The sequence below is a fragment of the Ignavibacteriota bacterium genome, from assembly GCA_016212665.1.
Classification (GTDB): domain Bacteria; phylum Bacteroidota; class Ignavibacteria; order UBA10030; family SZUA-254; genus FW602-bin19.
This window is the reverse complement of the sequence record JACREZ010000038.1, coordinates 50,277-74,088: the sequence shown is the minus strand read 5'-3', so window position 1 is coordinate 74,088 and position 23,812 is coordinate 50,277. Positions and strand designations below refer to the sequence as shown.

At 42.0% G+C, this 23,812-nt stretch carries 16 protein-coding genes; 14 read left to right on the top strand and 2 right to left on the bottom strand.

The window, feature by feature from the left end:
- Positions 1-171 precede the first annotated feature (171 nt).
- The 10 genes from HY960_13765 to HY960_13720 all read left to right on the top strand — a co-directional run bounded on the left by HY960_13765 (position 172) and on the right by HY960_13720 (position 10,450).
- Positions 172-1,008, top strand: a complete 837-nt coding sequence (locus HY960_13765; GenBank protein ID MBI5216814.1) for a prepilin peptidase — start codon at positions 172-174, stop codon at positions 1,006-1,008.
- Complete coding sequence (locus HY960_13760) at positions 987-2,477, top strand: type II/IV secretion system protein (GenBank protein MBI5216813.1); 1,491 nt, start codon at positions 987-989, stop codon at positions 2,475-2,477. Before HY960_13765 ends, HY960_13760 begins: the two co-directional genes overlap by 22 nt.
- A 27-nt stretch (positions 2,478-2,504) precedes the next feature.
- A complete protein-coding gene (locus tag HY960_13755) occupies positions 2,505-4,589 on the top strand; it encodes a secretin and TonB N-terminal domain-containing protein (GenBank protein ID MBI5216812.1) in 2,085 nt (694 codons plus the stop codon).
- 6 nt (positions 4,590-4,595) lie between these two features.
- The gene (locus HY960_13750) at positions 4,596-6,026 is read left to right on the top strand and encodes a PilN domain-containing protein (protein ID MBI5216811.1); all 1,431 of its coding nucleotides are present in this window, start codon (positions 4,596-4,598) and stop codon (positions 6,024-6,026) included.
- A gap of 7 nt (positions 6,027-6,033) precedes the next feature.
- The gene (gene pilO / locus HY960_13745) at positions 6,034-6,561 is read left to right on the top strand and encodes a type 4a pilus biogenesis protein PilO (protein ID MBI5216810.1); all 528 of its coding nucleotides are present in this window, start codon (positions 6,034-6,036) and stop codon (positions 6,559-6,561) included.
- A gap of 6 nt (positions 6,562-6,567) precedes the next feature.
- Positions 6,568-7,044, top strand: coding sequence for a hypothetical protein (locus HY960_13740; protein ID MBI5216809.1), 477 nt, complete (start codon positions 6,568-6,570; stop codon positions 7,042-7,044).
- A gap of 75 nt (positions 7,045-7,119) precedes the next feature.
- On the top strand, positions 7,120-8,436 hold the full coding sequence (locus tag HY960_13735; GenBank protein ID MBI5216808.1) for a hypothetical protein: 1,317 nt from the start codon (positions 7,120-7,122) through the stop codon (positions 8,434-8,436).
- The gene (locus HY960_13730) at positions 8,433-8,789 is read left to right on the top strand and encodes a hypothetical protein (protein MBI5216807.1); all 357 of its coding nucleotides are present in this window, start codon (positions 8,433-8,435) and stop codon (positions 8,787-8,789) included. The genes HY960_13735 and HY960_13730 overlap by 4 nt, the downstream gene beginning before the upstream one ends.
- A 197-nt stretch (positions 8,790-8,986) precedes the next feature.
- Positions 8,987-9,301, top strand: coding sequence for a hypothetical protein (locus tag HY960_13725; GenBank protein MBI5216806.1), 315 nt, complete (start codon positions 8,987-8,989; stop codon positions 9,299-9,301).
- The gene (locus tag HY960_13720; protein MBI5216805.1) at positions 9,302-10,450 is read left to right on the top strand and encodes a type II secretion system F family protein; all 1,149 of its coding nucleotides are present in this window, start codon (positions 9,302-9,304) and stop codon (positions 10,448-10,450) included. It abuts the gene before it with no gap.
- Here the strand turns inward: HY960_13720 and HY960_13715 are convergent.
- Complete coding sequence (locus HY960_13715) at positions 10,397-10,834, bottom strand: DUF4372 domain-containing protein (GenBank protein ID MBI5216804.1); 438 nt, start codon at positions 10,832-10,834, stop codon at positions 10,397-10,399. The two genes, HY960_13720 and HY960_13715, sit on opposite strands and share 54 nt — an antisense overlap.
- Before the next feature lie 516 nt (positions 10,835-11,350).
- Between HY960_13715 and HY960_13710 the strand changes: the two genes are divergently transcribed.
- Genes HY960_13710 through HY960_13700 form a run of 3 tightly spaced genes read left to right on the top strand, consistent with a single transcriptional unit; the run spans position 11,351 to position 15,713 of the window.
- Positions 11,351-12,493: an ATP-binding protein gene (locus HY960_13710; GenBank protein ID MBI5216803.1), complete on the top strand. Its 1,143-nt coding sequence runs from the start codon at positions 11,351-11,353 to the stop codon at positions 12,491-12,493.
- Entirely contained in the window at positions 12,493-14,319 is a 1,827-nt protein-coding gene (locus tag HY960_13705; protein MBI5216802.1) for a HAMP domain-containing protein, read from the top strand. The genes HY960_13710 and HY960_13705 overlap by 1 nt, the downstream gene beginning before the upstream one ends.
- A complete protein-coding gene (locus tag HY960_13700; protein MBI5216801.1) occupies positions 14,316-15,713 on the top strand; it encodes a sigma-54-dependent Fis family transcriptional regulator in 1,398 nt (465 codons plus the stop codon). Before HY960_13705 ends, HY960_13700 begins: the two co-directional genes overlap by 4 nt.
- Before the next feature lie 105 nt (positions 15,714-15,818).
- Here HY960_13700 and HY960_13695 read toward each other — a convergent pair whose 3' ends face one another.
- Positions 15,819-19,928 carry a T9SS type A sorting domain-containing protein gene (locus HY960_13695; GenBank protein MBI5216800.1) on the bottom strand — a complete coding sequence of 1,370 codons (4,110 nt, stop codon included), beginning with the start codon at positions 19,926-19,928 and terminating at the stop codon, positions 15,819-15,821.
- 442 nt (positions 19,929-20,370) lie between these two features.
- Between HY960_13695 and HY960_13690 the strand changes: the two genes are divergently transcribed.
- Positions 20,371-23,742, top strand: a complete 3,372-nt coding sequence (locus tag HY960_13690; GenBank protein MBI5216799.1) for a carboxypeptidase regulatory-like domain-containing protein — start codon at positions 20,371-20,373, stop codon at positions 23,740-23,742.
- Positions 23,743-23,812: the final 70 nt, after the last annotated feature.

The following is a 23,812-nucleotide window of genomic DNA, read 5'->3' as shown; positions in this document are numbered from 1 at the left end:
TGAGTAATTGAGTAGATGAGATATGAGATACAATAGAAAGCCTAGCAAAACTACAAAAGGTGTCATGCTGAATTTATTTCAGCATCTATACAAACACGTCATAGACCCTGAAACAAATTCAGGGCGACAATCTACAAGGTTTTTCAATGCCATTTAAGAATGATTTTTGCTTTGTCCATATTGACCCTGATAGGATTGTCTCTTGGCAGTTTCATTAATGTTTGTGTCTATCGGTTGCCGCGAGGAATTTCCGTTGTTCGTTTGTCATCGTTTTGTCCTTCATGTAATAGAGATTTGAAATGGTATGAACTGATTCCTGTCCTCAGCTTCGTGTTTTCAAAAGGGAAATGCAGAAAGTGTTTATCGGCAATTTCGTTTCAGTATCCTTTGGTTGAGCTGTTTGTTGCCGCACTTACCTCTGTATTATTTCTCGTTTACGGACCTACACAAGAGTTTCTCACCAGACTCACGTTTCTTCTCCTTGCAATCCCTATTGCAATTATTGATTGGAAGCATTTCATCATCCCGAATAAAATATTATTGATGAGTTATGCACTTGGAATTATTGGCATTATTGGAATGGAAGAAGAAATCTTGATTTCAAGTATCATTTCTTCCATAAGTTCATTTGTTTTGATGTTCGTTATCATGCTGGCTGGCGACTGGCTGTTCAAGAAACCAAGTATGGGATTTGGCGATGTGAAGTTAGCGGGACTCATCGGGTTGTTTCTCGGATTCCAAAACTTTCTTGTTGCTTTCTGGTTCGCCGCTTTGCTTGGAACAGCATACGGTTTAGTCCATCACTTTCGATTGCAAAAAATTAATCCGCAATTTCACCCGCCTCAGGCGGGCAAGGCAATCCCTGCCCGCCGAACTTGTTCTTTGGCAGGCGGGCGAAATCCGAAATTACCGTTCGGTTCTTTCCTCGCCTTCTCTTCAAGTATCGTTCTCATATTTCAGACTCCTATCAACAATATGTTAGAGTCATGGTTGACCTTGATGCAATAACGATTCCGCAAGAGACGCTCAACCTGATTCCAAAGAATACTGCTTTGGAGTTTTCTGTTCTCCCGTTGTTGACAGAGAACGGAAGTTTAACTGTTGCTCTGCTGGAGAATCATGCGAAGGAAATCATCAACGACCTTGCATTTCTTACCGGGAAAAAAATTAAGAAAGAACTTGTTCCTTCCGAGAAATTAGTAACAGCAATACATCGTTGTTACGGAGTCACCGATGTAGAAGCACGCAAAACTTCGCTTGCCAAACGGACGGACTTCATTTCGGTCAAAGAGACGGAACGAAAACTTGAAGCAGATTCTGATGAGTCGGTAGTCGGGCTTGTGAACAGAATCATTTCTGATGCGATTCAAATGGGAGCGAGCGATATTCACATTGAACCGTACGAACGTTCGTTTCGTGTCCGATATAGGCTCGATGGTGTTCTGCACGAAGTGTTACATCCATCGTTGGAAAAAGCAAAGCCGCTTATTTCCCGTCTTAAAATCATGGCAGACCTCGACATTGCAGAGAAGCGCAGACCGCAGGACGGGAGAATCAGGGTGAACAACGGTGAGAGAGTCATAGATATCCGTGTATCAACATTGCCGACAGATTTCGGTGAGAAGGTTGTTCTTCGCATTCTTGATAAGTCGCAGGTACAACTTGACCTTGCGCAATTAGGGTTTGAAGAAAAAGAATTGAAATTATTCCAGCGAACAATACGGCTGCCATACGGAATGATTTTGGTTACCGGACCAACCGGTAGTGGTAAAACGACAACACTCTACGCGGCTCTTAATTATATCAACAAACCGGATGTTAACATCACCACAATCGAAGACCCGATAGAGTACAATCTTCAAGGTATCAATCAAACACACGTGCGGAGCGATATTGGAGTAACATTTGCAGCAGCATTGCGTGCAATTCTTCGACAGGACCCGAACATCATCATGCTTGGGGAAATACGAGATTCTGAAACGGCTGAAATTGCAATTCGTGCGGCGTTGACCGGACATCTTGTGCTTTCGACGCTTCATACAAACGATGCTGTCTCGGCAATTACCCGTTTGATTGACATGGGAATCGAACCGTTTCTTGTTGCATCTTCTGTGAAAATGATTCTCGCTCAGCGGCTGCTCAGAAAACTTTGTCCTGAATGTAAATCTCCGATGCAACCCAAGAGCGAACAACTAGAAGAACTACTCACGAAATCGAATAGAAGAGAATCGCAATGGTTTGGACCGAAGGGTTGTCCATTGTGTAATCATGTTGGCTATCGAGGAAGAACCGCTGTGTATGAAGTTCTCCCCATCCACAATGGATTGAGTGACATGATTGGACAAGGAATGCAGACTTCTTCGTTGCGATTAAAAGTGCAGGAATCGGGCATGTTAACTTTGCGAGATGCCGCGTTGAGAAAATCTGAACGGGGTGAAACCTCTCTTGATGAAGTATTACGAGAGACTATGATATAATCTGTTCGGAAGAAAGAAAACCATACTATGTACATCAAATATTTTTGTTCGATTGCCTTGATAATTTCGTTGAGCATTTATCATATACATGCTCAAGAGCAAAGCGATTCTGTTCGGGAGACTGTCAAGCGGAAGTTAGACAGCATCATTGTTTCTCCAACCGGTTATCTCAATGTACCTTCGCCTCAATTGTTGTCGAAGGCAGATTCTATCAATAAGCAAAAAAGCCTTTCGAATGACGAACTACGAGATACGACCTCAGAAAAATCTGTTTCGGATGTTACCGATATTCCTCCCGGTGCAAAAGACACAACGACACTTAGTTTCAAGGATACTGATATACGAGACATTTTTCGTGGATTATCTATACAACATGGCTTGAATATCTTTCTCGATAACTCAATCAACAAACGAGTAACAATTTCTCTGATGAGCGTTCGAGTGTACGATGCCATCAAGTTTTTGTGTGAGCAGAACAATCTTCTTCTCAACCTCGAAGGTGGAATTTTTAAAATCGCACCGCCACCACCGCCGAAAGAGGAACCACCACCGCCACCGAAACCTCCTACGGTTTCGTATGATAATCATTTACTCTCAGTTCAACTGAAGAATGATGATTTGGAACGCGTTGTACTTGAAATCCAGAAAAAAACCGGGTTCAATATTCTTCTCTTGAATGGAACGACAGGAACAATAACCGGGACGCTTAACAACATTGAATTTGAGAATGGCTTTACTCAATTGTTGAACAACAACGGATTTGCAGTTCAGAAGAAAAAAGGAGTATTTATCGTCATCAGGATGGATTACTTTGTTGGAACGCAAAGCGGAAATCAACAGAAACCGACCGGACCGTATTGGGTAAGTGTCAAAGATTCTCTTGTTTCACTCGATGTTACCAACGCTCCGCTTGACCGTGTAGTATCCGATATTGTCAAGCAGTGCAATTCTGATGTTGTCTTTTACAATTCACTTTCCGGTACACTCAGCATCCGTGCAACAAACATTCCGTTCTCGAAAGCGCTCGACCTCATGTTGAAGAATACCAACTTTACATATCGTGAATCCGAAGGAACATACTTCATTGGAGAGCGGGCGAACAAATCATTAGCGGTGACAAAGTTGATTAAACTCAAACATCTTCGTGCCGATAAAGTGATGGAAATGATTCCACAGGCAATTTCATCTCAGGCAATGGTCAAGGCGGTGAAAGAACATAATGGTTTAGTAATAATCGCTTCAAGCGATGTCATCGAACAAATGAAAGAATTTCTCCTGCAAGTAGATAAGCCGATAGCTCAGGTATTAATTGAAGCATTGGTCGTTGATTTTGATAGAACGAAAGGGAGTGAGTTTGGAATAGAAGCGGGTTTACTTGGGAGCCCTGATACGACGGGGATAGCACGTTCAGGCTCACTCGTTCCGGGAATCAATGGTGGGGCGACAGGTCCTTGGCTCAATCGAAGATTTGAAAAGATAGGTCACGTCAATCTCTTTGGTACAGATATTAACGTTGCAAGTTTAGGTGTCCTTCCAGCCGATTTTTACATGCAAGTAAAAGCATTAGAGCAACGCGGAATAGCCAACATTAAATCGCGCCCGTTGCTTGCGACGGTTAACGGGCAACAAGCAAGTCTCAGTATTGGTACAACACAATATTTTTTGTTGAAAACTACGACACCATATCGAGACCAGACACAGGTTGTGTTCCAGGAAAGCCAGACGTTCCAGACAATTGAGGCTGATGTGAAATTAGAAATTACTCCCTACGTTGGAGCGGATAGCATGATAACCGTAGATATTAAACCGGATTTCCGTACTCCGGTCGGTCAACTTTCATCCAATGTTCCACCCACTATCAACCGACGTGCATTGAGTTCTACTGTGGTTGTTAAAGATGGTGAGACAATTATGCTAGGTGGATTGATAGAAGAAGGTGAAACGGAACAACGTTCACAGGTTCCCATTCTCGGCTCTATTCCTTTGTTGGGCGATTTGTTTTCTTCGACAACAAAATCAAATCATAAGACCGAATTGATAATTTATGTAACTCCACATATTTCGTTTGGTGAGGCGTTTCAAAATGTCTCGTTACCGGAACATGGTAATTGAGGAATTATGGTTTGGAAATTAGACCCGGGCAGGATTCAACGTCTTGCCGGCATAACGAGAATACTTGGGATTGATATAACAGCAACCAGAGCAAGAGTTGTTGAATTAGCAAAAGCGAGTAATTTTTTTACCAAGAATGTTGGCGGATACAAAATACATGCGTTTGGAACTATTGAATTTACAGAAGAACAATCTGTAAAAGACAAAGCCTCTCTGTTCTCTACATTTCTTAAGCAACACAACATTAAGACCAAATATGCTGTAACAACGCTTCAATCAACGGGAGTGAAAACTGTCAGAACGATTCTTCCATCGGAAACAGAAGATATAGATGGTTGGATTCGCGATAATTATGAGCAACTGCTCAAACTGCCACTTCCACTTCAGCAAGTTTCATTTGATTATCATCTTCTTGAAGAAACCAATGTAGGTGTTGATGTTAACATTTCTTTTGTGAGAAACTCAGATGTTCAAGAATTGGATACAATCCTATCGAGTGCCGGTATTCAATTACTCTCAATCAGTGCCGGCGTTGAGGATGTGGTTCATCCATTTCAAGTATTCACGAATGTCAATTCTCTGAAGAGTATTGTCTATGCAGGAGAAAATACAATCTCAGTATTTTCTTGTCATGAAGAAACTTATCGGGTTCTGTATTCTCAACCAATACATAATGCGGGTAACTTACGAGAAGAGATTTCGACTATTCTACAGGAACTTGGATTGGAACCGGAACAAACTATACTTGTCGGGGAATTATTGAAGGTTCAGCAAAATGACAACGGGAAAATCTTTCAGCCGTTTTCCATTTCTTCTGAATATTCCCTCGCAGTAGGATTGGCAATCAAAGGATTTTTACCAGAACTCAGTCCGGTTAATTTTCTTAGTTCAATCAAACAAGAACAAACTACAACAAGTGTCTATAAAACGCTGACACACAGAGTTGTTTTTGCCTGTAGCTTGATTCTTTTTGTGTTGTTATCAATTCCTATGATTGCAACAATAGCAATAGAACAAAAGATTGAAGACGGGGAAGAACAACGGGCGCTAACGAGTCCGTTATATGCTGAAGTTGCAGGCTTACAGCGGCAAGTGAGAGTTCTTGAGAAGCAATTAGGAATAGGTACAAAAAATAATGTTAGAACCGAGTATGCAAAACTTCTTCACAATATTGCTTCCGCTTTACCTGATGAAATAGTTCTAAATAAACTCACCGTGGAATCGAAGAATAATGAGAATACTCTGTTAATAGAAGGTAGTTCATTATCTCATCAACAAATTGCTCTATTTCTCAAACAACTTCAAAGTGCCAGGATATGTAATGATGCACAATTAGTTCGTTCAGGGTATGGAATACAAGAAGAACGCTTTATGTCTGTCAGTAATGATTCGAAATCAGCGCTGACTTTTAGTATAAGAGGGAAGTCAAGAAACTGATTTCAATATGAATGGGAAAAAGAAATATCGCTTTTTCATTGGCGCAACACTTCTTTGCTTTCTGTATCTTCTTACAACGGAAGTAACGACTCGGTGGGAAAGCATTTTTCAAGTGTATCAAAACTATCTTGACCATGAAAAAACTATTTTCACCATAGATGAATTGCAACTGCGGAAACAAAATCTGCTAGCAAGAAAGAACGCTTTGCTTGGTTCACTGCGTGAGGGTTCGAACAATTATGAACGAAATCAAACAGGATTACTTTTGTACCTTGGAGATAAAGCAGCCTGGGCAGGAATACGTTTTGAATCTATTATTCCACAAGAATCAAAAGAAGCGAGTGAGTTAAAAGAAATAGGATTTGCTTTACGCTTTGCTGGCGACTTTCATCAAACCGGAAAGTTTATCAACAAAGTAGAATCAGGTGAATTGCATGTGAAAATAAAAAAACTTGTGTTGGAAACTTCAAAAGAGGGAAGAAAGCAAATCCAAGTTTCGGTCGAGGGTACGATGACAAATGTATCGGGTGGTTAGCGCGCTATGAATACGAAAATAATACGGTTACTACTTTTTGTGATTTTAATTGTCATCTGGGGAATGATTACTGTTCAGGTTGTACAATCGTTAGGCGAAAATGCGGAGAGTAACGAAGGTGAAGTTGTCGCTGTTCAGAAAAACATTATTGATTCAGCATCAATCAAATATGTTTATCAGGATGATGTGAGAGACCCATTTCAAAGAAGGCAAATTGCTGTCAGAAGGGATACCAGCAAAAGAATGATTGTTCCAAAAGCGATAGTCCCAGAGTGGGTTCCTCCCCCTATGAAATTAACGGGAATCCTTATCAACACCGCAAACAAAGTTGCAACACTTGAAACGAATGATGGCGCTGTTGCTTTTCTTCATGAAGGCGATACACTCCGAGGAATGAAAGTGCTGAAGATACAGTCCAACAGTATTTCATTTTCTTATCAAAAGAAAACAGTGGACTGGACGTTGGAAACGGTAAGCAAATGATATACGGTAATGCTCTTCTCTAAGATTCTCATCAAGGATTCTGAAGATGGTTATGCCTTAGCCTCAATGTTACTCTTGCTTGTTATTCTTTCATTCATTGCAGGTTCAGTTATCAGCATTCAATATTTTAAAAATCAAATGGTACTGCGAGATATTGCTCAGGTGAAAGCGCTCTACGCAGCCGAAAGTGGGATTGCAAAAGTCTTAGCAAGTTGCGAGAATCAGGATGCGATTGAGACATCTCTGAATCAATCACCACTGAACATTATTTTTCCTGATAGTAGTAAAACAATGGTAGAAATAAAACCATGGGGAGTTTTTTTACTTGTTCAATCGCGTGGAAAATTTAGGAAATCTGAGGTTATGCGTTCTGCATTTGTAGCCGATATTCCTTCGTCTGTTTTTGACAACGCATTAGTTTTCGGAAATAGAAATCATCAACTTGTCTTTTCCGGTACATCGTCGGTCACGGGAGATGTTATCGTAGGACAATCGGGTGTTACGGTGGGGAATCTCAGAAATAGAACCTCGCCAATCAAAATTCCCGTCAGTGGAAAAATTTCTAGAGAACTAAACCCGGACTTTCCGATTTTTCATTCTTTTCCGTTTGAGCAACAGATTACTTTCTATGAAAAACTTTTACGACACGAGGCTCAAATAAATCAGCATCAAGCAATGGTGTTTGTGCAGGAAGCAGAAATTCGTTCAAAAACAATTCCCGATTCTATTAACTATGTATTTGTTAAAGGAGATGCACACCTCAATGCCAAGATACAGCGAAGGGATATTCCTCTCTATATAATAGTGGAAGGGAATGTTTCTTTGGCAGGAATTACAGTACTGGAAGGATTGATAACGATTATTGCCGCTAAGAGAATAGATGTTCGTGAGCAAACATTCGTGCAGCAGGGTATTCTTTTCAGTAAAGATTCAATCACGATTGCAACAAGTAAAACAGTTTCGGGACAGTTCATATCGCCTGTAATTCATATAGAAAGTGACGCTTTTTTAACATATCCTTCAGTTGTGTTTTCCACCCCCCTAAGTTCTTTTCCGTTAGAAAAACAAGAAATAAAACTCAAAAGTGGTTCAAAGGTAGAAGGAATGATTGCATTAATTTCAAGAAATAATATCGAGCAGCCAGAACGTATTATCATTATAGAAGAAGGTGCAACAATTATTGGAACTGTCTTTTCAGATAACAAGGTAACATTTGATGGGACAATCAATGGTACTGTTGTGACAAAAGATTTTTACTTTTATGAATCTCCTACAACATACTATGGTTGGTTGAGAGGAGGAACGATTGACAGAACTAATTTGCCAACGGGATATTTATTGCCTTCCGGTTTCACAAACCAAGCCAGACTATCGGTTTTAGAATGGTTATGAAACGATACTACTGCAAGAACGACGAGGAAGGATACACATTGTTAGAAACAGTCGTAGCGATGGCACTATTTGTTTCTGTTCTTATTCCGATTTGGATAACTGTGAACAATTTCATGCTCAATAATTTTACAGAACGAAAAAACATTGCCTTCGCTCTTGCACAATCTGAATTGAATCGTACAATCACTTATCGGATATACAAGGAAGAAATGTTTCAGGCTGAAGGATATCTTATAGAGCGAAAGACCAACTACGCTGAAAACCTTTTTGAAGTCGAAGTAAGTGTTCGATGGCAAAAGAAGCCTGAAACGGTTCTTGTTACTCTGAACAAATCGGTATTGATATATCAATGAAGCCGCTTATGTTCATGTTAAGAGAGGAAGGGTACACAACACAGGAACTCTTGGTTGTTCTCATTGTTAGTTCACTCTTGTTCAGCTTTGGGATATCAATCTATGTATCAGCATCCAAATCAGTTGGGGGTTGGTCAAAAAGAAATCAGTTAAAGGAATCAGTTCAAAGAACGTTAGCAATTGTATCTTTTGACATTATGCGATGTAGTGAATTGAACTATGTTACTGATTCAACTCTTTCATTTGTTCGAGACAATAAATCTGTGACGTATCACTTTGATGGAAAAAATGTCCACCGAAACGATATTCTATTATCAAAACCCGAGAATGTTAACCTCGAAATGATTATCGGAAGAGAAAACGATAATTCTGACTCGATTTCTCAGACGATGTTACTTACGATTAAAATTTCGGGAAACATGAAATCGCAAGTGTATCAGGCAACCGTTACTGTAGATGTGCCGATGAGCAGCAAACAGCTTTTTGTAGCCTCGAAAAAGGGCTTCAATTAAATGTCTTTGAGTGTAGATATACGAAGAGAACTTCATTCCTCTGCAAGGTCAAAGCGACATCGCGAGGTAAGTAAAAATGATAACAAAGATATTTTTGGTGACATTTTTCAACGGATTACTGATACGCAGAGGGCTCGATTTTGTACTCAACTTGCGGTTCTCATACAGGCTCGCGTCCCGCTTCATCGAGCGTTAAATGTTCTTGCTGAGCAGGAACAAAATCAAAAAATGAAGAACTGTATCGAATCCATTGCAAAAGAAATTCAGAAGGGGGCATCGTTATCGAAAGCATTTCAAGAACAACATCATATATTTGAATCACTTTTCTCTATCACTGCTGAAGTGGGACAAGAAAGCGGGCGTTTGGGGGAGGTTCTTTCATATCTTGCGCTCTATCTAGAAAAGGTCGCAAACCTCAAGAGAAAATTTCGACAAGCGATGATGTATCCCTCCGTTGTAATATCAGTAGCAGTTCTTGCTGTTATTGTTTTACTTGTTTTTATTGTTCCAACATTTGCTGAAATGTACAAAAGCATTCAAGTTGAACTACCTGCTACCACTCAGGCGGTGCTTTGGTTGAGCGCGATCGTAACTGAACATGGAATGAAAGTGATAGGTCTGTTCATGGTAATCGTCATACTATCTTGGGGCACGCTCAAATCGCCAAGGACGTATCGTATATTTGAACGATTATTGATGAGGCTGCCGTATATTGGAGAGATGTTCACGAATAATCATATAGCAAGATTTTGTCGAACATTGGGAACACTATTGCACGCTCAAGTTTCACTCATCGAAGCGCTCAATGTTACAAGAAGGATTCTACCACATGAAGAAATGCAAAAGGAAATTGAATTAATTAACAAGCACGTACAGCAAGGAAACACTGTCGCTGGACCACTCATTAAATCGAAGATATTCCCCCCAATGGTTGCTCAAATGATAGCTGTAGGAGAAGAAACAAGCGAACTAGACGCTATGCTCTTACGAGTTGCAGAATACTATGAGAAAGAACTTGATAGCAAGATGGAAACATTGTCTTCTATTATTGAACCCGTCATCATTCTTCTGTTGGGAATTATTGTTGCTGTTATCTTAGTGTCGATGTATTTGCCGATGTTTGATGTGGTGAATATGGTTGGTGGTTGAGTAAGACGCATAGACTGTGTTTGATAACTCGGCAGCAAATGGTTCATCACGAGACGACTCGTGTGCTTGTTGAATCAACACGCGCGCAAAATCGGCATAGATACGCCATGACCGTGTATTGTTTGCATGCGATAATGTGCTACGAACGACACGACCTCGAAATCCCATCTGATATAATTTGGATTGATGAGCGTATAAACAAGTGACCGTGTCTCTCAAACTTTCTCGGTAGGTGAGTTGAGTAAATGCCATACACAAGAAATGATCGTAACAGGAAAACTGTTGAACTTTATACGAGCCATCATAGCGTTCGACAAAGCGATGAAACTCATGTTTGGGGAGATATTCCATCACCTGGGCGAAGATTGTTTTTCCGAGATTCATAGTTCCGTACTTTGGTTGGTGAAAAAACTAAAGTACGGTCTTTTTGTAAAACTATGTTCAAATCGAAAACGATTGATTGTGCCTGTAAAATATTCTACTTCATGAACTTATCTTCTTTGTATTTTTCAACAGCTGGACACTACTGTTTACCGATATAAAAAAACGAAGGGATTGGCACAAAATGGGCACAACCCCTTCTAAAATTTTTCAAATCGTTTAGAATTGTATTGGAAATGAAAAGAATGACTTGATCCGAAGTCTGATGCTCTATCCAGTTGAGCTAAGGGCGCTTTGTCTTTTATTTCGAATTGCGAATTGTCAATTTCGGATTGAATAAAGATACATTGTATTCAAATTTCGAAATTGACGAATCAAAAATACTGCTTTTCCGAGTTGATTCCAAAAGCCCTTGGCGCGTTCTCTCCTACTATCTTCGGCGCTGATTGAATTGGTTTCTTGGAGATGATGTGATGTTTATGTAATTTTAAACCCAAAGATTAAAATGGCATAACGAAAATGAAGTATATTCACCGTGAACTGGAGGCAACCGTCGCGAACTATTTGAAGTTGTTTCCCGTTGTTGGAATTACCGGACCGAGACAATCCGGTAAATCAACCATGTTGAAAGCGATGTTGAGCTCTCAGTATGAGTATGTTTCATTCGACGATTTCGAACTGGTGAATTTCTTTCACGATGACCCAGTTCGATTTATGAAGCGATATCCGGATAAAATTATTTTTGATGAAGTGCAACGCGTTCCGGAAATCTTTCATAGTATAAAATTAGCCGTTGATTCCGACAGACACACTAAAGGAAAGTTTGTTCTCACCGGTTCCAGTCAATTCTCCTTCCTGAAAAAAGTCTCGGAAAGTCTCGCAGGGCGTATCGGACTGCTTTCACTTCTCCCGTTTCAATATTCCGAAATACCGAAGCGATTGCACGAGGAATCAATTTATCAGGGCGGGTATCCCGAACTTGTTATGCGGGAGTATGAATCTTCAATTGCCTGGTTTGCGTCCTATCTTGATACATATCTTACACGGGATGTCCGTGATGTCCGGGATATTGGTGACATACGGGATTTCAGAAGATGCGTTCAGATGTTGGCGGCCCGGGTTTCTCAAATACTCAATCTTTCCGAACTGTCACGGGATATTGGAGTTTCGGTGCCAACAATAAAAAAATGGATTTCTGTTTTAGAGGCGTCGTATATTGTCTTTCTTTTACCTCCTTACTATAAAAATCTTGGAAAGAGGATTATTAAAAGCCCTAAAATATTTTTCTTTGATACAGGATTAGTGTCATATCTTACAGGCATTCGTACACAGGAATTGTTTGAACGAGGTCCGATGTTCGGTTCATTATTTGAAAATTATGTCATTTCTGAAATCTACAAACGCGAACTTCATGCGAGGAAGGAATCGGAACTCTTCTATTATAGAACGAGCAACGGTGTGGAGGTTGACGTTATCATTGACCGTAAATCTTACCGTGAATTTGTTGAAATCAAAGCGTCCGAAACATTTCGACCCGACATGACGAAATCAATCAAGCAAATCAAAAAAGACAAAGAACGGGGGTACTTGATCTATCAAGGAAAATCCTTAGATACTGTTTCAGATATCAAGATTCTCCAATACGGTAATTACCTTCGCTGATGAAATTCCGGAATAAAATATTGCTTGCCATCTGGAGCGTGGTGTTTGGCTTGCTCATCATCCTCTATAATTTCATCAGTTCGTGGGTGTATGAACAGGTGGAGGCACGCTTCACAGAAGATTTGCGCGGTATGTATTCCGTTCTTCGCCAGTTGAATGCACTGCAGGCAGAACAGGATTTGAAGGCGGCACAAATTCTTGCTGAATCGCCGCAACTAAAGGCAGTCGTTGCATCGAAGGAAAAGAAATCGGCAGTTCGTACTTCTCAGGAACTGATAAGCAATATGGGAACGAATCTGTTCCTTCTTACCGATGAACAAGGAAATCTCGTCGTACAGTTACTCAATGGCGTGGAAGAATATTATTCAATCAATAAGTTGGTAACTTCGCATCGGTTTCTCCGGCAATCACGCACAATGATTTGGAATTTGGGAACGGATATTTATCGTTGTGCAGCAGTTCCACTGATGGACGGAAAGAATTTTCTCGGAACACTCACCATCGGTTTCCGGTTGACAAGCAGTAATTTGTTCAATGTTCAGGCAATGAGTAAATGCGAAACGGCTCTGATGATTGACAGCACGATTGTCGGTTCAACCTTGCCGTGGGAAGTTCAAACGGAACTGGCAACATGGGCAACAGAAAATGCGATTCAACATGTTGATATTCCTTCCGATGCGGGAGCGGAAATATTTCCAGTTTCAATCTCGCGTGATGATTATATCGGCGTGTTCTGTCGTCTCGACCAGCGAAAAGAATTCGTCAGACCGATGTACGCGTACCTGCTGTTAAAATCGGTGAACAAGGAAGTGAGCGCCTCGCTTCGCCCCGTGATGGATACGTTCATCATACTCTCCGTCATTGTCTTGGTTGTTACTGCCGTCATCGGTTTTCTTATTTCCCGAAGCATAACAAAACCGATTGCCGTGTTGGTGCGCGGAACAACCGAACTTGCCCGCGGGAATTATGACTATCACATTCACATCAAACAAGGAGATGAATTAGGATTTCTTTCCGAGCGGTTCGAAGAGATGAGCAAGTCCCTGAAAGAAAAAATTTACCTGCTTGATTTTCAGAAGACAGAACTCGAAACGGCGTTGACGAAATTGAAAGAAGCGCAGGAAGAATTGGTGAAATCGGAACGGCTGGCGGCGACGGGGAAAATCACGGCGCAACTTTCTCACGAAATCAACAACCCGATTCATAACATTTTAAGTTGTTTGCAAACCGCATTGCGCCGCACTCCGAAAGATTCTTCCGAGCGGGAATTGCTCGAAGTTGCATTCGAAGAAGTCGAACGGCTTGCAAAACTTACACGGCAAATGCTTGATATTTACCGCACTTCGATGGTGCAGGAATCAAGAGAGCCGACATGCGTAAACAAAGTTATTCAGGAAGTGCTTGTTTCATCGGGACCCGTTCTCAAACAAAGCAATGTCGCTGTTGAAACATCGTTCACAGATGATTTGCCGAAGATTACCGGCTTACCTGATAAACTGAAACAAGTATTTCTGAATTTGTTCATCAATGCAAAAGATGCCATGCCGAATGGCGGAACACTTTCGGTTCAGACGTTCAGGCAGGAGGGTTCCGTTGTCGTTCACGTGAGCGATACGGGAACAGGCATCGCTCAGGAACATATCAACAAAATTTTCGATGCATTCTTTACGACGAAAGGAAAAGTTAGCGGCGTCGGTCTCGGACTTTCTGTCACGTACGGAATCATCCAGCAACACAAAGGAACCATCACGGTAAAAAGTCGGTTTGGCAAAGGCACAACATTTACCGTCAGTTTTCCCATTTTGAATTCGGAACACATCGCATGAACAATACACGCATACTTATAATAGATGATGACAAAGCATTCCGCGTAGCAACCACAGCGCTTTTGGAAGACAATGGCTACGCAGTTGAAACGGCAACGAACGGTAAAGAAGGCATACAAAAATTTTCTGACCAATGTTTCGATTTGATTCTTTCCGATTTAGTGATGGAAAGTATGAACGGCATCGAAGTGTTGCAGGCAATCAAACAAAAATCGCCGGAACAGAAAGTGATGATGGTGACGGGATTCGGTTCCATCAGCACGGCGGTAGAAGCGATGCGGAAAGGGGCGTACGATTATCTCACCAAGCCATGCAACAACGATGAACTGCTCGTGAAAGTTGAACGTGCCGTGGAAGAAGTCAAGCGTGAACGTGAGTTACGAAGATTGCGCGACATGCTCGACCCCGCCGCGAACTTTTCCAACATCATCAGCCAAAATGATAAAATGAAAAACGTTTTTCACATGGTGCGGCAGGTTGCGGAAACAGATGTCACCGTGTTGGTTCTCGGTGAAACGGGAACCGGGAAAGAACTGTTTGCCCGCTCGGTGCATTTCAACAGCATGAGACGGGATAAGCCGTTTGTTGCTGTGCAATGTTCCGCTATTCCTGAAACATTGCTGGAAAGCGAATTATTCGGACATGAGAAAGGCGCGTTCACCGGCGCAAGCCGTCAGCGTATCGGGAAGTTTGAAGAAGCGATTGACGGAACGATTTTTTTAGATGAAATCGGTGACGTTCCGTTGAACATCCAAACGAAACTCCTGAGAGTGTTGCAGGAAAAACAAATTACCCGCTTGGGCGGTAACCAGTTTATCGATGCCGATGTTCGCATCATCTCGGCAACGAACCGCGACCTCGAAGCGATGGTGAGCGAAGGAACATTCCGCGAAGATCTGTATTACCGTTTGAATGTCTTCCCGATTACGATACCGCCGCTTCGGGAACGGCTCGATGACATTCCATTACTTGCTGAACATTTTCTCCGGAAATACAAAACACTCACGCGGCAACCGCTCGAAGGAATTTCTCCTGCCGTCCTTCACGACATGATGAATTACGATTGGAAAGGAAACGTGCGCGAGTTGGAAAATCTTATGCGCCGCGCTATCATCAAAGCGACCGGTCCGACAATTTCCTCCATTGATATTGCCGCGAAACACTCCGCCGAAACTTCCGCCGAGTTGACCGACTCACCGACGACAACACTCATTCCGTACAAGCAATACTTAGAGCAGGTACAGAAAGATGCCGAGAAGAAATATCTTCTCCGAACGTTGAAAGAAAGTAAAGGGAATCTCAACCAAGCCGCACGACTGATGGACGTTGACCGGAAAACCATTTACCGGAAAATCGAAGAGTACCGGATTGATGTGGGGAGTTTTAAAAATTAAAAAAATAAAAACTCCGGCTTCTCTTTGAAAAAGAAGTCGGAGTTTTTTTTTGATTGTTGATTTCCGATGTTTAGTTACATACTCAACTACTTTAGACTCAAATACTCAGCGAAGCAATAACATTTTTCTCATATGACGATAGGATTTGGCATTATCGCTGATGCTCGTCGCCTCTATCTTGTAGAAGTACACGCCGCTTGCAACGCCCGAAGCATTCCATTCTTTCGATATGTAACCAGCATCCTGAATCTCATCAACTAATGTTTCTATTTCCTGGCCGAGGACATTGAATATTTTTAGTGTCACACGACTATCAACAGGTAACTGATAACGAATAACTGTTGACGGATTGAACGGATTGGGATGGTTTTGTTCAAGTGCGAATGCTTTGGGTATGTTGTCATTTGATGATGCAAATTTGATTTTCACCGGAGTTTCCGGTTTCGATATTGTAACCGAACCTTTTACTGAGAGCGAAAATTCTTTCCCGTCAACAAGTAACCATGCTGAAATGTTTTTCTCTTTTGGTTCCCAACGAATGGTAAGGGGATATGTCACTGAAGAAAATATTATTGGGACTACTTTCGGTTTATCGTTATCTGGTCGTTCGATAAAACGTTGAGACTTATAGCGAACATCAAATGCACCTATGGGCGGTGGTGGTGGAAATTCGTTTGATACATGTTTCACCACATCACTGCTCTTACCTGTATAATACAATTCCTGTGAATTCCCGGTAGCATCGTTCATAGACAGCGGATTTACTTTCTGAAGTTGTAATGTTGCCTGATTTATCCCACTTTGTTTATTCGTATTTGTGAATGTTTGCATCTTTAAGAATCCTTCACTTGATACTTTCACCCAGTATGCTTTCATAGGCTCTAATACAGAAGCATTCAGATAACCGCTTTGATACCCGAAAAATTCACTTGCAATTATTCCAGCTGGTTCGGAAGTCACGGACGAAGTGTTGATGAGTGTACTTAATGTCCCAATCATATTCCACCCGGGTTCGACGAGTATTTTAGCTTCATCTCGCTTTTCACCGAGTACCTTTATTGTTTCAGCAGCGGGGAACTTCAACCAATAACCTACTCCGTACTCCAACGTATCCTTCTGAATATATCCGGAAGAAGGGAAGAATGCGAAAGCATCTGAGATAGATGAGTTGAACAATGAATCTTTCATTCGTAATTCGTCCCGTTTACGTTCTACTGGTAAAGAGATCATGTTCCATTTCTCTTGCATTGAGTTCGTTGCGTAGGTGCCGAGTAACCGTAATAGCCGTAACGAATCTTTCGATGTTCCTTGTTCCATTTCTGACGGGTCGAATCGTAATGAAAGTTGTGCGGCAAAGTTTTGTCCTCCTTGTGCAGTAATTGCATACACTCGGTTAACTGAAGGTGAAGTACCGGTAGGTCTGGGAATCCCTAACGACCATTTAGAAAATTCCTGTATTCCTGATGCCATTATCGTATTATTTGCAGTATCAATTGTGCTTTGAACTTCTTCCCATACTTCTCCCCAATTAGTTGCGGTTGTTTCAGGAAATACTTGCATAGCTACCGAGGTTGGTTTTGTTCCTTGATTATCAAACTGAACATAGGAATACTTACTTTCGAACTGATATGGTTCTGTCATGTCCGGATTAATATATCTTTTCACCGTACCTTTATTAATTATCCCATTACCATATAACGCCTGTGGCTCTGTCGAACTTACGAAGAGCGTATCTTGCGGGCGGAGGGAAAGGGTCTTTAAAATTGTACAATTGTTTTCTACAACAACATTGCCTGCTGTTTCCATGATAGCGGTTGTATCGAACACAAGATTATAGAAATTTCCCTGAAAATCACCCTGACCATTGAAATAGACTGTGGAATTTGCAGGCACAAATCCTTCGTCAGTTTCAGCAAACGATTTGTAAAGGCTCCCCGGTTTGTTTTTCCATTTTCCTCCGCAGAGAAAACGGGTTCTTGCTCCTTGTCTCACCTTTAATGTTCCCCTTATATCAACATTACCCAGAACGACAAGTTGTGCAAGAGCATCAGTAATTGTTAACCGACCAGCCCCTATAATGGTCAATGCCGCAATTGTTATTTGTGTTTTGGGCATGAAGATAACAGGCGATGTACCGTTTGGACGAATTACTACGCTATCACCTGAAGTTGGCACTCCCACAGGGTCCCAATTATTTGGGTTATCCCACGATGAGTCAACATTACCATCCCAATACTTTGCCGGTAATTCACCAATTGTTGTAGTTGCTATTCCAAGATATGAACCATATCCTTTCCAACCATTCCCTATCTTAATAAAATCCATCCCAAGATATCCTCCTATGGGAGATGATTGTTTTGTCCATGTCAGTCCTCCATCGGTTGTATAAAGATTCCCCATTGAACCGTTCAGAAATATTATGTTCGAATTTATACTATACATTTTTGTAAACGAACGACCCTGCAACGTGTCGTATGGATGGGATTGTTTAATCCAGTTCGTTCCACCATCAGTTGTTTTTAGAAGAAGTGGCACTGCTTTGTTATTAACATTATATTCTGAGCCTACAATCATTCCATTTATATTATCAGAAAAATAAACGTCTCGAAGTATTCCTTTTACTACTGGGCAGGATTGTCTAACCCAATTAACACCTCCATCGATTGTATGAAGAATTGCAGGAGTACTTCCACTATTGCTTGTACCAACAATGGTCCCATGATCTACATCTGAGAAATATAAACCCCAGGGCCAACCGTTCACCGAATCACTTAAAGGTGTATCTTGCCATGACCACGTAACTCCACCATCGGTTGTATGTATGACAGTCCAAGCAAAATTCGGGAAGTTCCCTGTATCACCAACAACGGTGCCGTTGAGTGAATCAACAAAATGAACGGCTTGGTCTGCTGCAGTAGGAGGTTTGTTTAATTGAAACCAGTGGTCGCCACCATCGGTTGTTTTCAGATAAATGCAAGTGTCAGGACCAGGTACGGATGTTTCACCCACAAGATATCCGGTACGATTATCCGGAAAATAAATATCCCTGAAAATATAATCTGTACTAACAGGAATAGAATGAGGATTCCATGTATTGCCGCCATCAGTTGTTCTCAACACCGCATTCATTCCCGCTGCCAAACCATTATTCGCATCTGTAAAATGTACACCATAAATGTTTACTGGTTTGGGACTACCTGAAAGCACTGTCCATGATACGCCACCATCGGTGGTTTTCAGAAGTGTCCCATAATATCCAGCAGCAAATGCCGTTAATGAATCAACCATATGAATATCCCAAATATGCATTCCGTAATTGTACGTTGATGTCCACGATACACCGGCATTCGACGTTCCATAAAGATACCATCTCCCCGAAGTCACTCCATGCGTGCTATCAAAAAATGATATTGCATATTGATCTCGAAATGGGTTTTCATCTACGGGAGGATACGGTAGCAACTCCCAGGTAAGTCCGTCATCAGTACTACGATGAACATCACCAGAGCCGATGGTAAAATATGTATTGTTCCCGGCATAACAAACCGATTTATTTGAATTCGCTACGGTGCTGCTTGATAAAACTCTATCCCACGTTATTCCTCCATCAGAAGTTCTAAAGACACTTAAACTATCTCCTGCAACAATACCATTTAATGCATCCCGAAATACAACGCTTTTCAATCCAGAAAAAAAAGGAAATGGAAGACTTACCCATATCTTGCCGCCATTTGTTGTACGTAATACAACCGGGTCCTTATACAAGGTCCAGTCTGGATAGCCGGTAATAGTAAACGAAGTGCCACCCACCGCAAAACCTACAGTATCGTTGACAAAACTTACTCCATAAAGCGTCGAAGTTGTACCACTTGATTGTTGAATCCACGTATCTCCTCCATCGGTGGTTTTTAGTATTGTGCCAAGTGTGCCAACAACATATCCAACAACGTCAGAGGAAAATTTCACAGAATAAAGACTGACCCCAGCGACCGCTCCTGCGTTTTGCTGAATACTCCATCGTTCACCGCCATCTGTAGTTTTGATTATTGTGCCATACGAACCAACAGCTATAACAGTATCTTCATTTTGAGCGAAGACGCCTAAAAGAAGGCTGCCGGTAGGGTACGGATAAATTTGCTGCCAGCTTGTTGCTTCTTGAGCGATGGTGTGAAGTGTAAAAACTAAAAATAAAAAAAGTATGCTAATATATTTCATTGTAATACCTTTGTGTTGTTTTAAGAAAAAGAAATAGTATTGTTCAAGCTCTTCTGCGTTATCGAAGGCGAGGTGAGTCTATCACCCAATCGCAGTAAAATCTTGAAAGAACAGAAAGGTAGAAGTTGATATGATCGGATTGGAAATCTGATTCGATTCTCTGATACAAAGTTAGTAATTTTGACTAACCGAAGCAACAATTCAAAATTGTAATATTTATTATCTTTTAATCTGTCCCACCCATTCCACATCCAAGCATAGAGTCTACTGTTTGATGTGGTATAGTTGTCCCACCTTTCACTTCGGTGAATCAAGAAAGTTTCTGATATACTCTGCATTCGCCCCTTTTTGAAGAATAAACCTGCTGGCACAGGCTTTGATAAATACAGTCCATCAGATTTAGACTGTAATTTTTATGTATCTATCAACAAAGGACAAACCCATGAACAGGTTACCACTTTTTGCTCTTTTTGTGCTGACACTTCTCAGCGTCAGCATTGGCTTCGCGCAACTTCCGCCCACGGAATTTGAAGCCGATTACTCAGCGTTAGACCACGCGATTGAATTGCGATGGCACCATCCAGATGGTCCGCTTCCAACGAATTATAATGTCTATCGCCGCGCAGAGACAGAATCTCTCTTCACGGTTATTTCCACACCAACTGACCGAAGACATGATGACGAAAATATCACACTTGGAACGACATACTTTTATTACATCTCCGCAGTCTATTCGGGAGTTGAAAGTTCACCAACGGTAACACGATGGGCAACTGCCGGTTCCGATAGTAGTGGCAGCGGCGGAGGTCCTACCGACCCGCCTCTTAATTTATCCGGCAATTTCGATGATGATGGAAAAGTTGAAATGCAGTGGCTCAGTCCTGCTCCTCCGTCAAGTCCGTTATCGTACAATGTCTATCGTCAGGATGATTCTCTTTCGTCCTTTGCAATTATCGGTAGCGCGCCCGAACCTGAATTTGATGATTCAAACATTACGATTGGGACATCATATAATTATTATGTTACAGCGTTGTATTCAGGCAACGTTGAAAGTTCTCCCTCCAACACAATAAGTGTTTTAACGACTGCCGATTCATCGGAAGATAGTGGCAGTGTTGATTTTTCCATTATCTCAACTCCCGTGCGCAATGCATTCCTCAGTCAATTGTATGAATATGATATTGAAGTTGCAGGCGCACCGGTTGGTACTCCCATTTGCTTTACACTCAAACATGCACCGGTAGGAATGACGATTGATACGTCAACCGGTTTGATTCAATGGACGCCTACGCGGTTCGGTGTGTTTGAAATTGAAGTGGAAGCGCGAACCTGTTCCGGTCCCGAAGGTGAGGACGAACAGGAATATCATCTCCTCGTTTTTTCAGGAACTCCGGGAAGCGTGTTTGGAACTGTGGTTGACCAGAACGGTAACGGATTAGACAGCATGAAAATTAAAGCGTTCGATGTTACCAACGGTGCATTCGTCATGAAGGTGTATACAGATTCACTCGGGTATTATTCATTCCCCGCACTGAATCCGTCAACATATTATTTTAAATTAGATTCTGAGAACGATTTGTTTGAAGATATCTGGTACGACGGAGTTCATTCAATGACGAACGCAACTCCGGTGATTGTCACTGCCGGAAGTTCAACGACGGTGAACTTCTCTGCTTCGCTCGATAGCGTTGTGAATACGACATTCACTCTTTCAGGAGCCGTGCTTGATACTGCGGCGTTTCCGATTGCAGGCGCAACGGTAACTCTCTTCTCTGCCGATGATGATAGTTCATCCAACGATGAATTTGATGATGACAGTAACGAACACGAAGTTGTTGCAACCACAACCACCGACAGTAACGGATTGTACAGTTTCACCATGCCTGAGGGACATTATGTCGTCGGCGCATCTGCCAATGGATTTGCCCCGCAGTATTGGAATCACGTCTCCTCTCCGCTCGAAGCAGAGGATATTCATCTCGAAGATAACGACATTACCAGAATTGATTTCACGTTAGGAACAAGCATCGTTACTGCCGGTTCAATTTCAGGGATGATTCGGAACGGATTTGATAGCGCAGGATTATTCAGTTTCGTCGTCGCATTTCATAATGATGATTTTGATTCGCTTGCAGGCGATGATGTCTTCTCGACCTACAGCGATTCAACCGGAAACTATACGATAAGCAATGTTCCCGATGGAGTATACACTATTCTTGCAGTGCCGGCAGGAAATTTTATTCCCACATTTTACAATCTTGCAGGCGGAACCGCATTCGCCGATAGCGCAACGCTTGTTCTCGTCAGCGGAGCGGCGGTGAGTGGAGTTGATATCTATGCTCTTCAGGATTCGGTTGACGGTTTGAATATGATTGCCGGTCAGGTGAATGCCGGAGCGTTTGGAAAAACTAACTCAACGTTCTCTGCTCTTTCGGTCGGTGGCGTTCTCGTTACCATTTCAGAAGTTCGAACAGGAAAAGTCGTCAGCAACGGAATTACAAACAACAACGGCTCGTACAACACGAGTGGTATTGCCCCCGGAACATACAACGTAACCTTCCAGAAACCGGGACTCAATCCGGTTCAATTACAAACACAGGTTTCGTATCAAAACAACATTCCAACTATTTCAACCGTCAATGCATTGATGAGCGACGGCACGGGAAATGCAATCGGTATCATGAGCATTCAGCGTGGTTGGAATTTAGTGTCACTTCCCGTGACGGTGGTGGATGCGCAGCGGACGGCGGTGTTCCCCGACGCCAACTCTGCTGCGTTCCACTTCACTTCGGTTGCGGGCTACCAATCAACCGAAACACTTGTAAACGGGAACGGCTACTGGATGAAATTCCCGCTCACGGCAATTATGCAAGTCAGCGGAACAGAACGTAATGACGAAACGGTTTCGTTGAGCGAAGGGTGGAATTTAATCGGTTCAGTTTCTCATCCGGTTGCTACCACTTCGCTTGTAACTTCGCCCGAAGGAATTCTCTCCGGGAATATTTGGGAATATCAACGCGGGTATCAACCATCGCAATACATTCAACCCGGAAAAGGATATTGGGTGTACTCATCAGCAAGCGGAACAGTGACGATGAATGGCGTATCGGGCGCGCCGAAATCATTCGGTACGTCAATGTCATCATTTGCAAAATTGAATTCGCTCACGTTCCGTGATGCCGATGGAAACACAGGCACGTTATACTTCGGCAGTTCGTTAAACAATGTTGATGCAATGATGCCGCCGGTTCCTCCGGGCGATGCGTTTGATGTTCGATTTGCTTCACAGAGATTTGCTGAAGTTCACTCATCAAAGTTGACCTCAACGAAAGAATTTGCAATCAATTTGAATGCACTGAAAGCGCCGGTTTCGATTGAGTGGAATATTCCCGAAGCAGGCTTCAGGTATTCATTGAAGAATGAACATGGGAAAACAATTGCCACCTCAAATGGTAACAAAAAAGTAGTAGTGAATAATGTTCGTGGCGGAACGACACGGTTCGTTCTCGGTGTACAGGGACAGGCGACTCCGAAAGAATTTTCCTTGCACCAGAACTATCCGAATCCGTTCAACCCCACGACGAATTTCGAATTTCGGATTGCCAATTTCGGATTAGTGACTTTGAAAGTGTATAACTTACTTGGGCAGGAAGTTGCAACACTCCTCAACAATCGGGAAATGGAAGCCGGAGAATTTTCGGTCCCGTTCGATGCATCGCACCTGACAAGCGGAATCTATTTCTATCGTGTAACAGTTACAGAAAAATCCGGGCAAGAATTTTCAGCGGTAAAGAAAATGACGCTGATAAAGTAACCCTCCTCTCAAAAAAACAGAGAACAAGCAAAAAGGCATCCTGTGACTGCGGGATGCCTTTTTCGCTTTC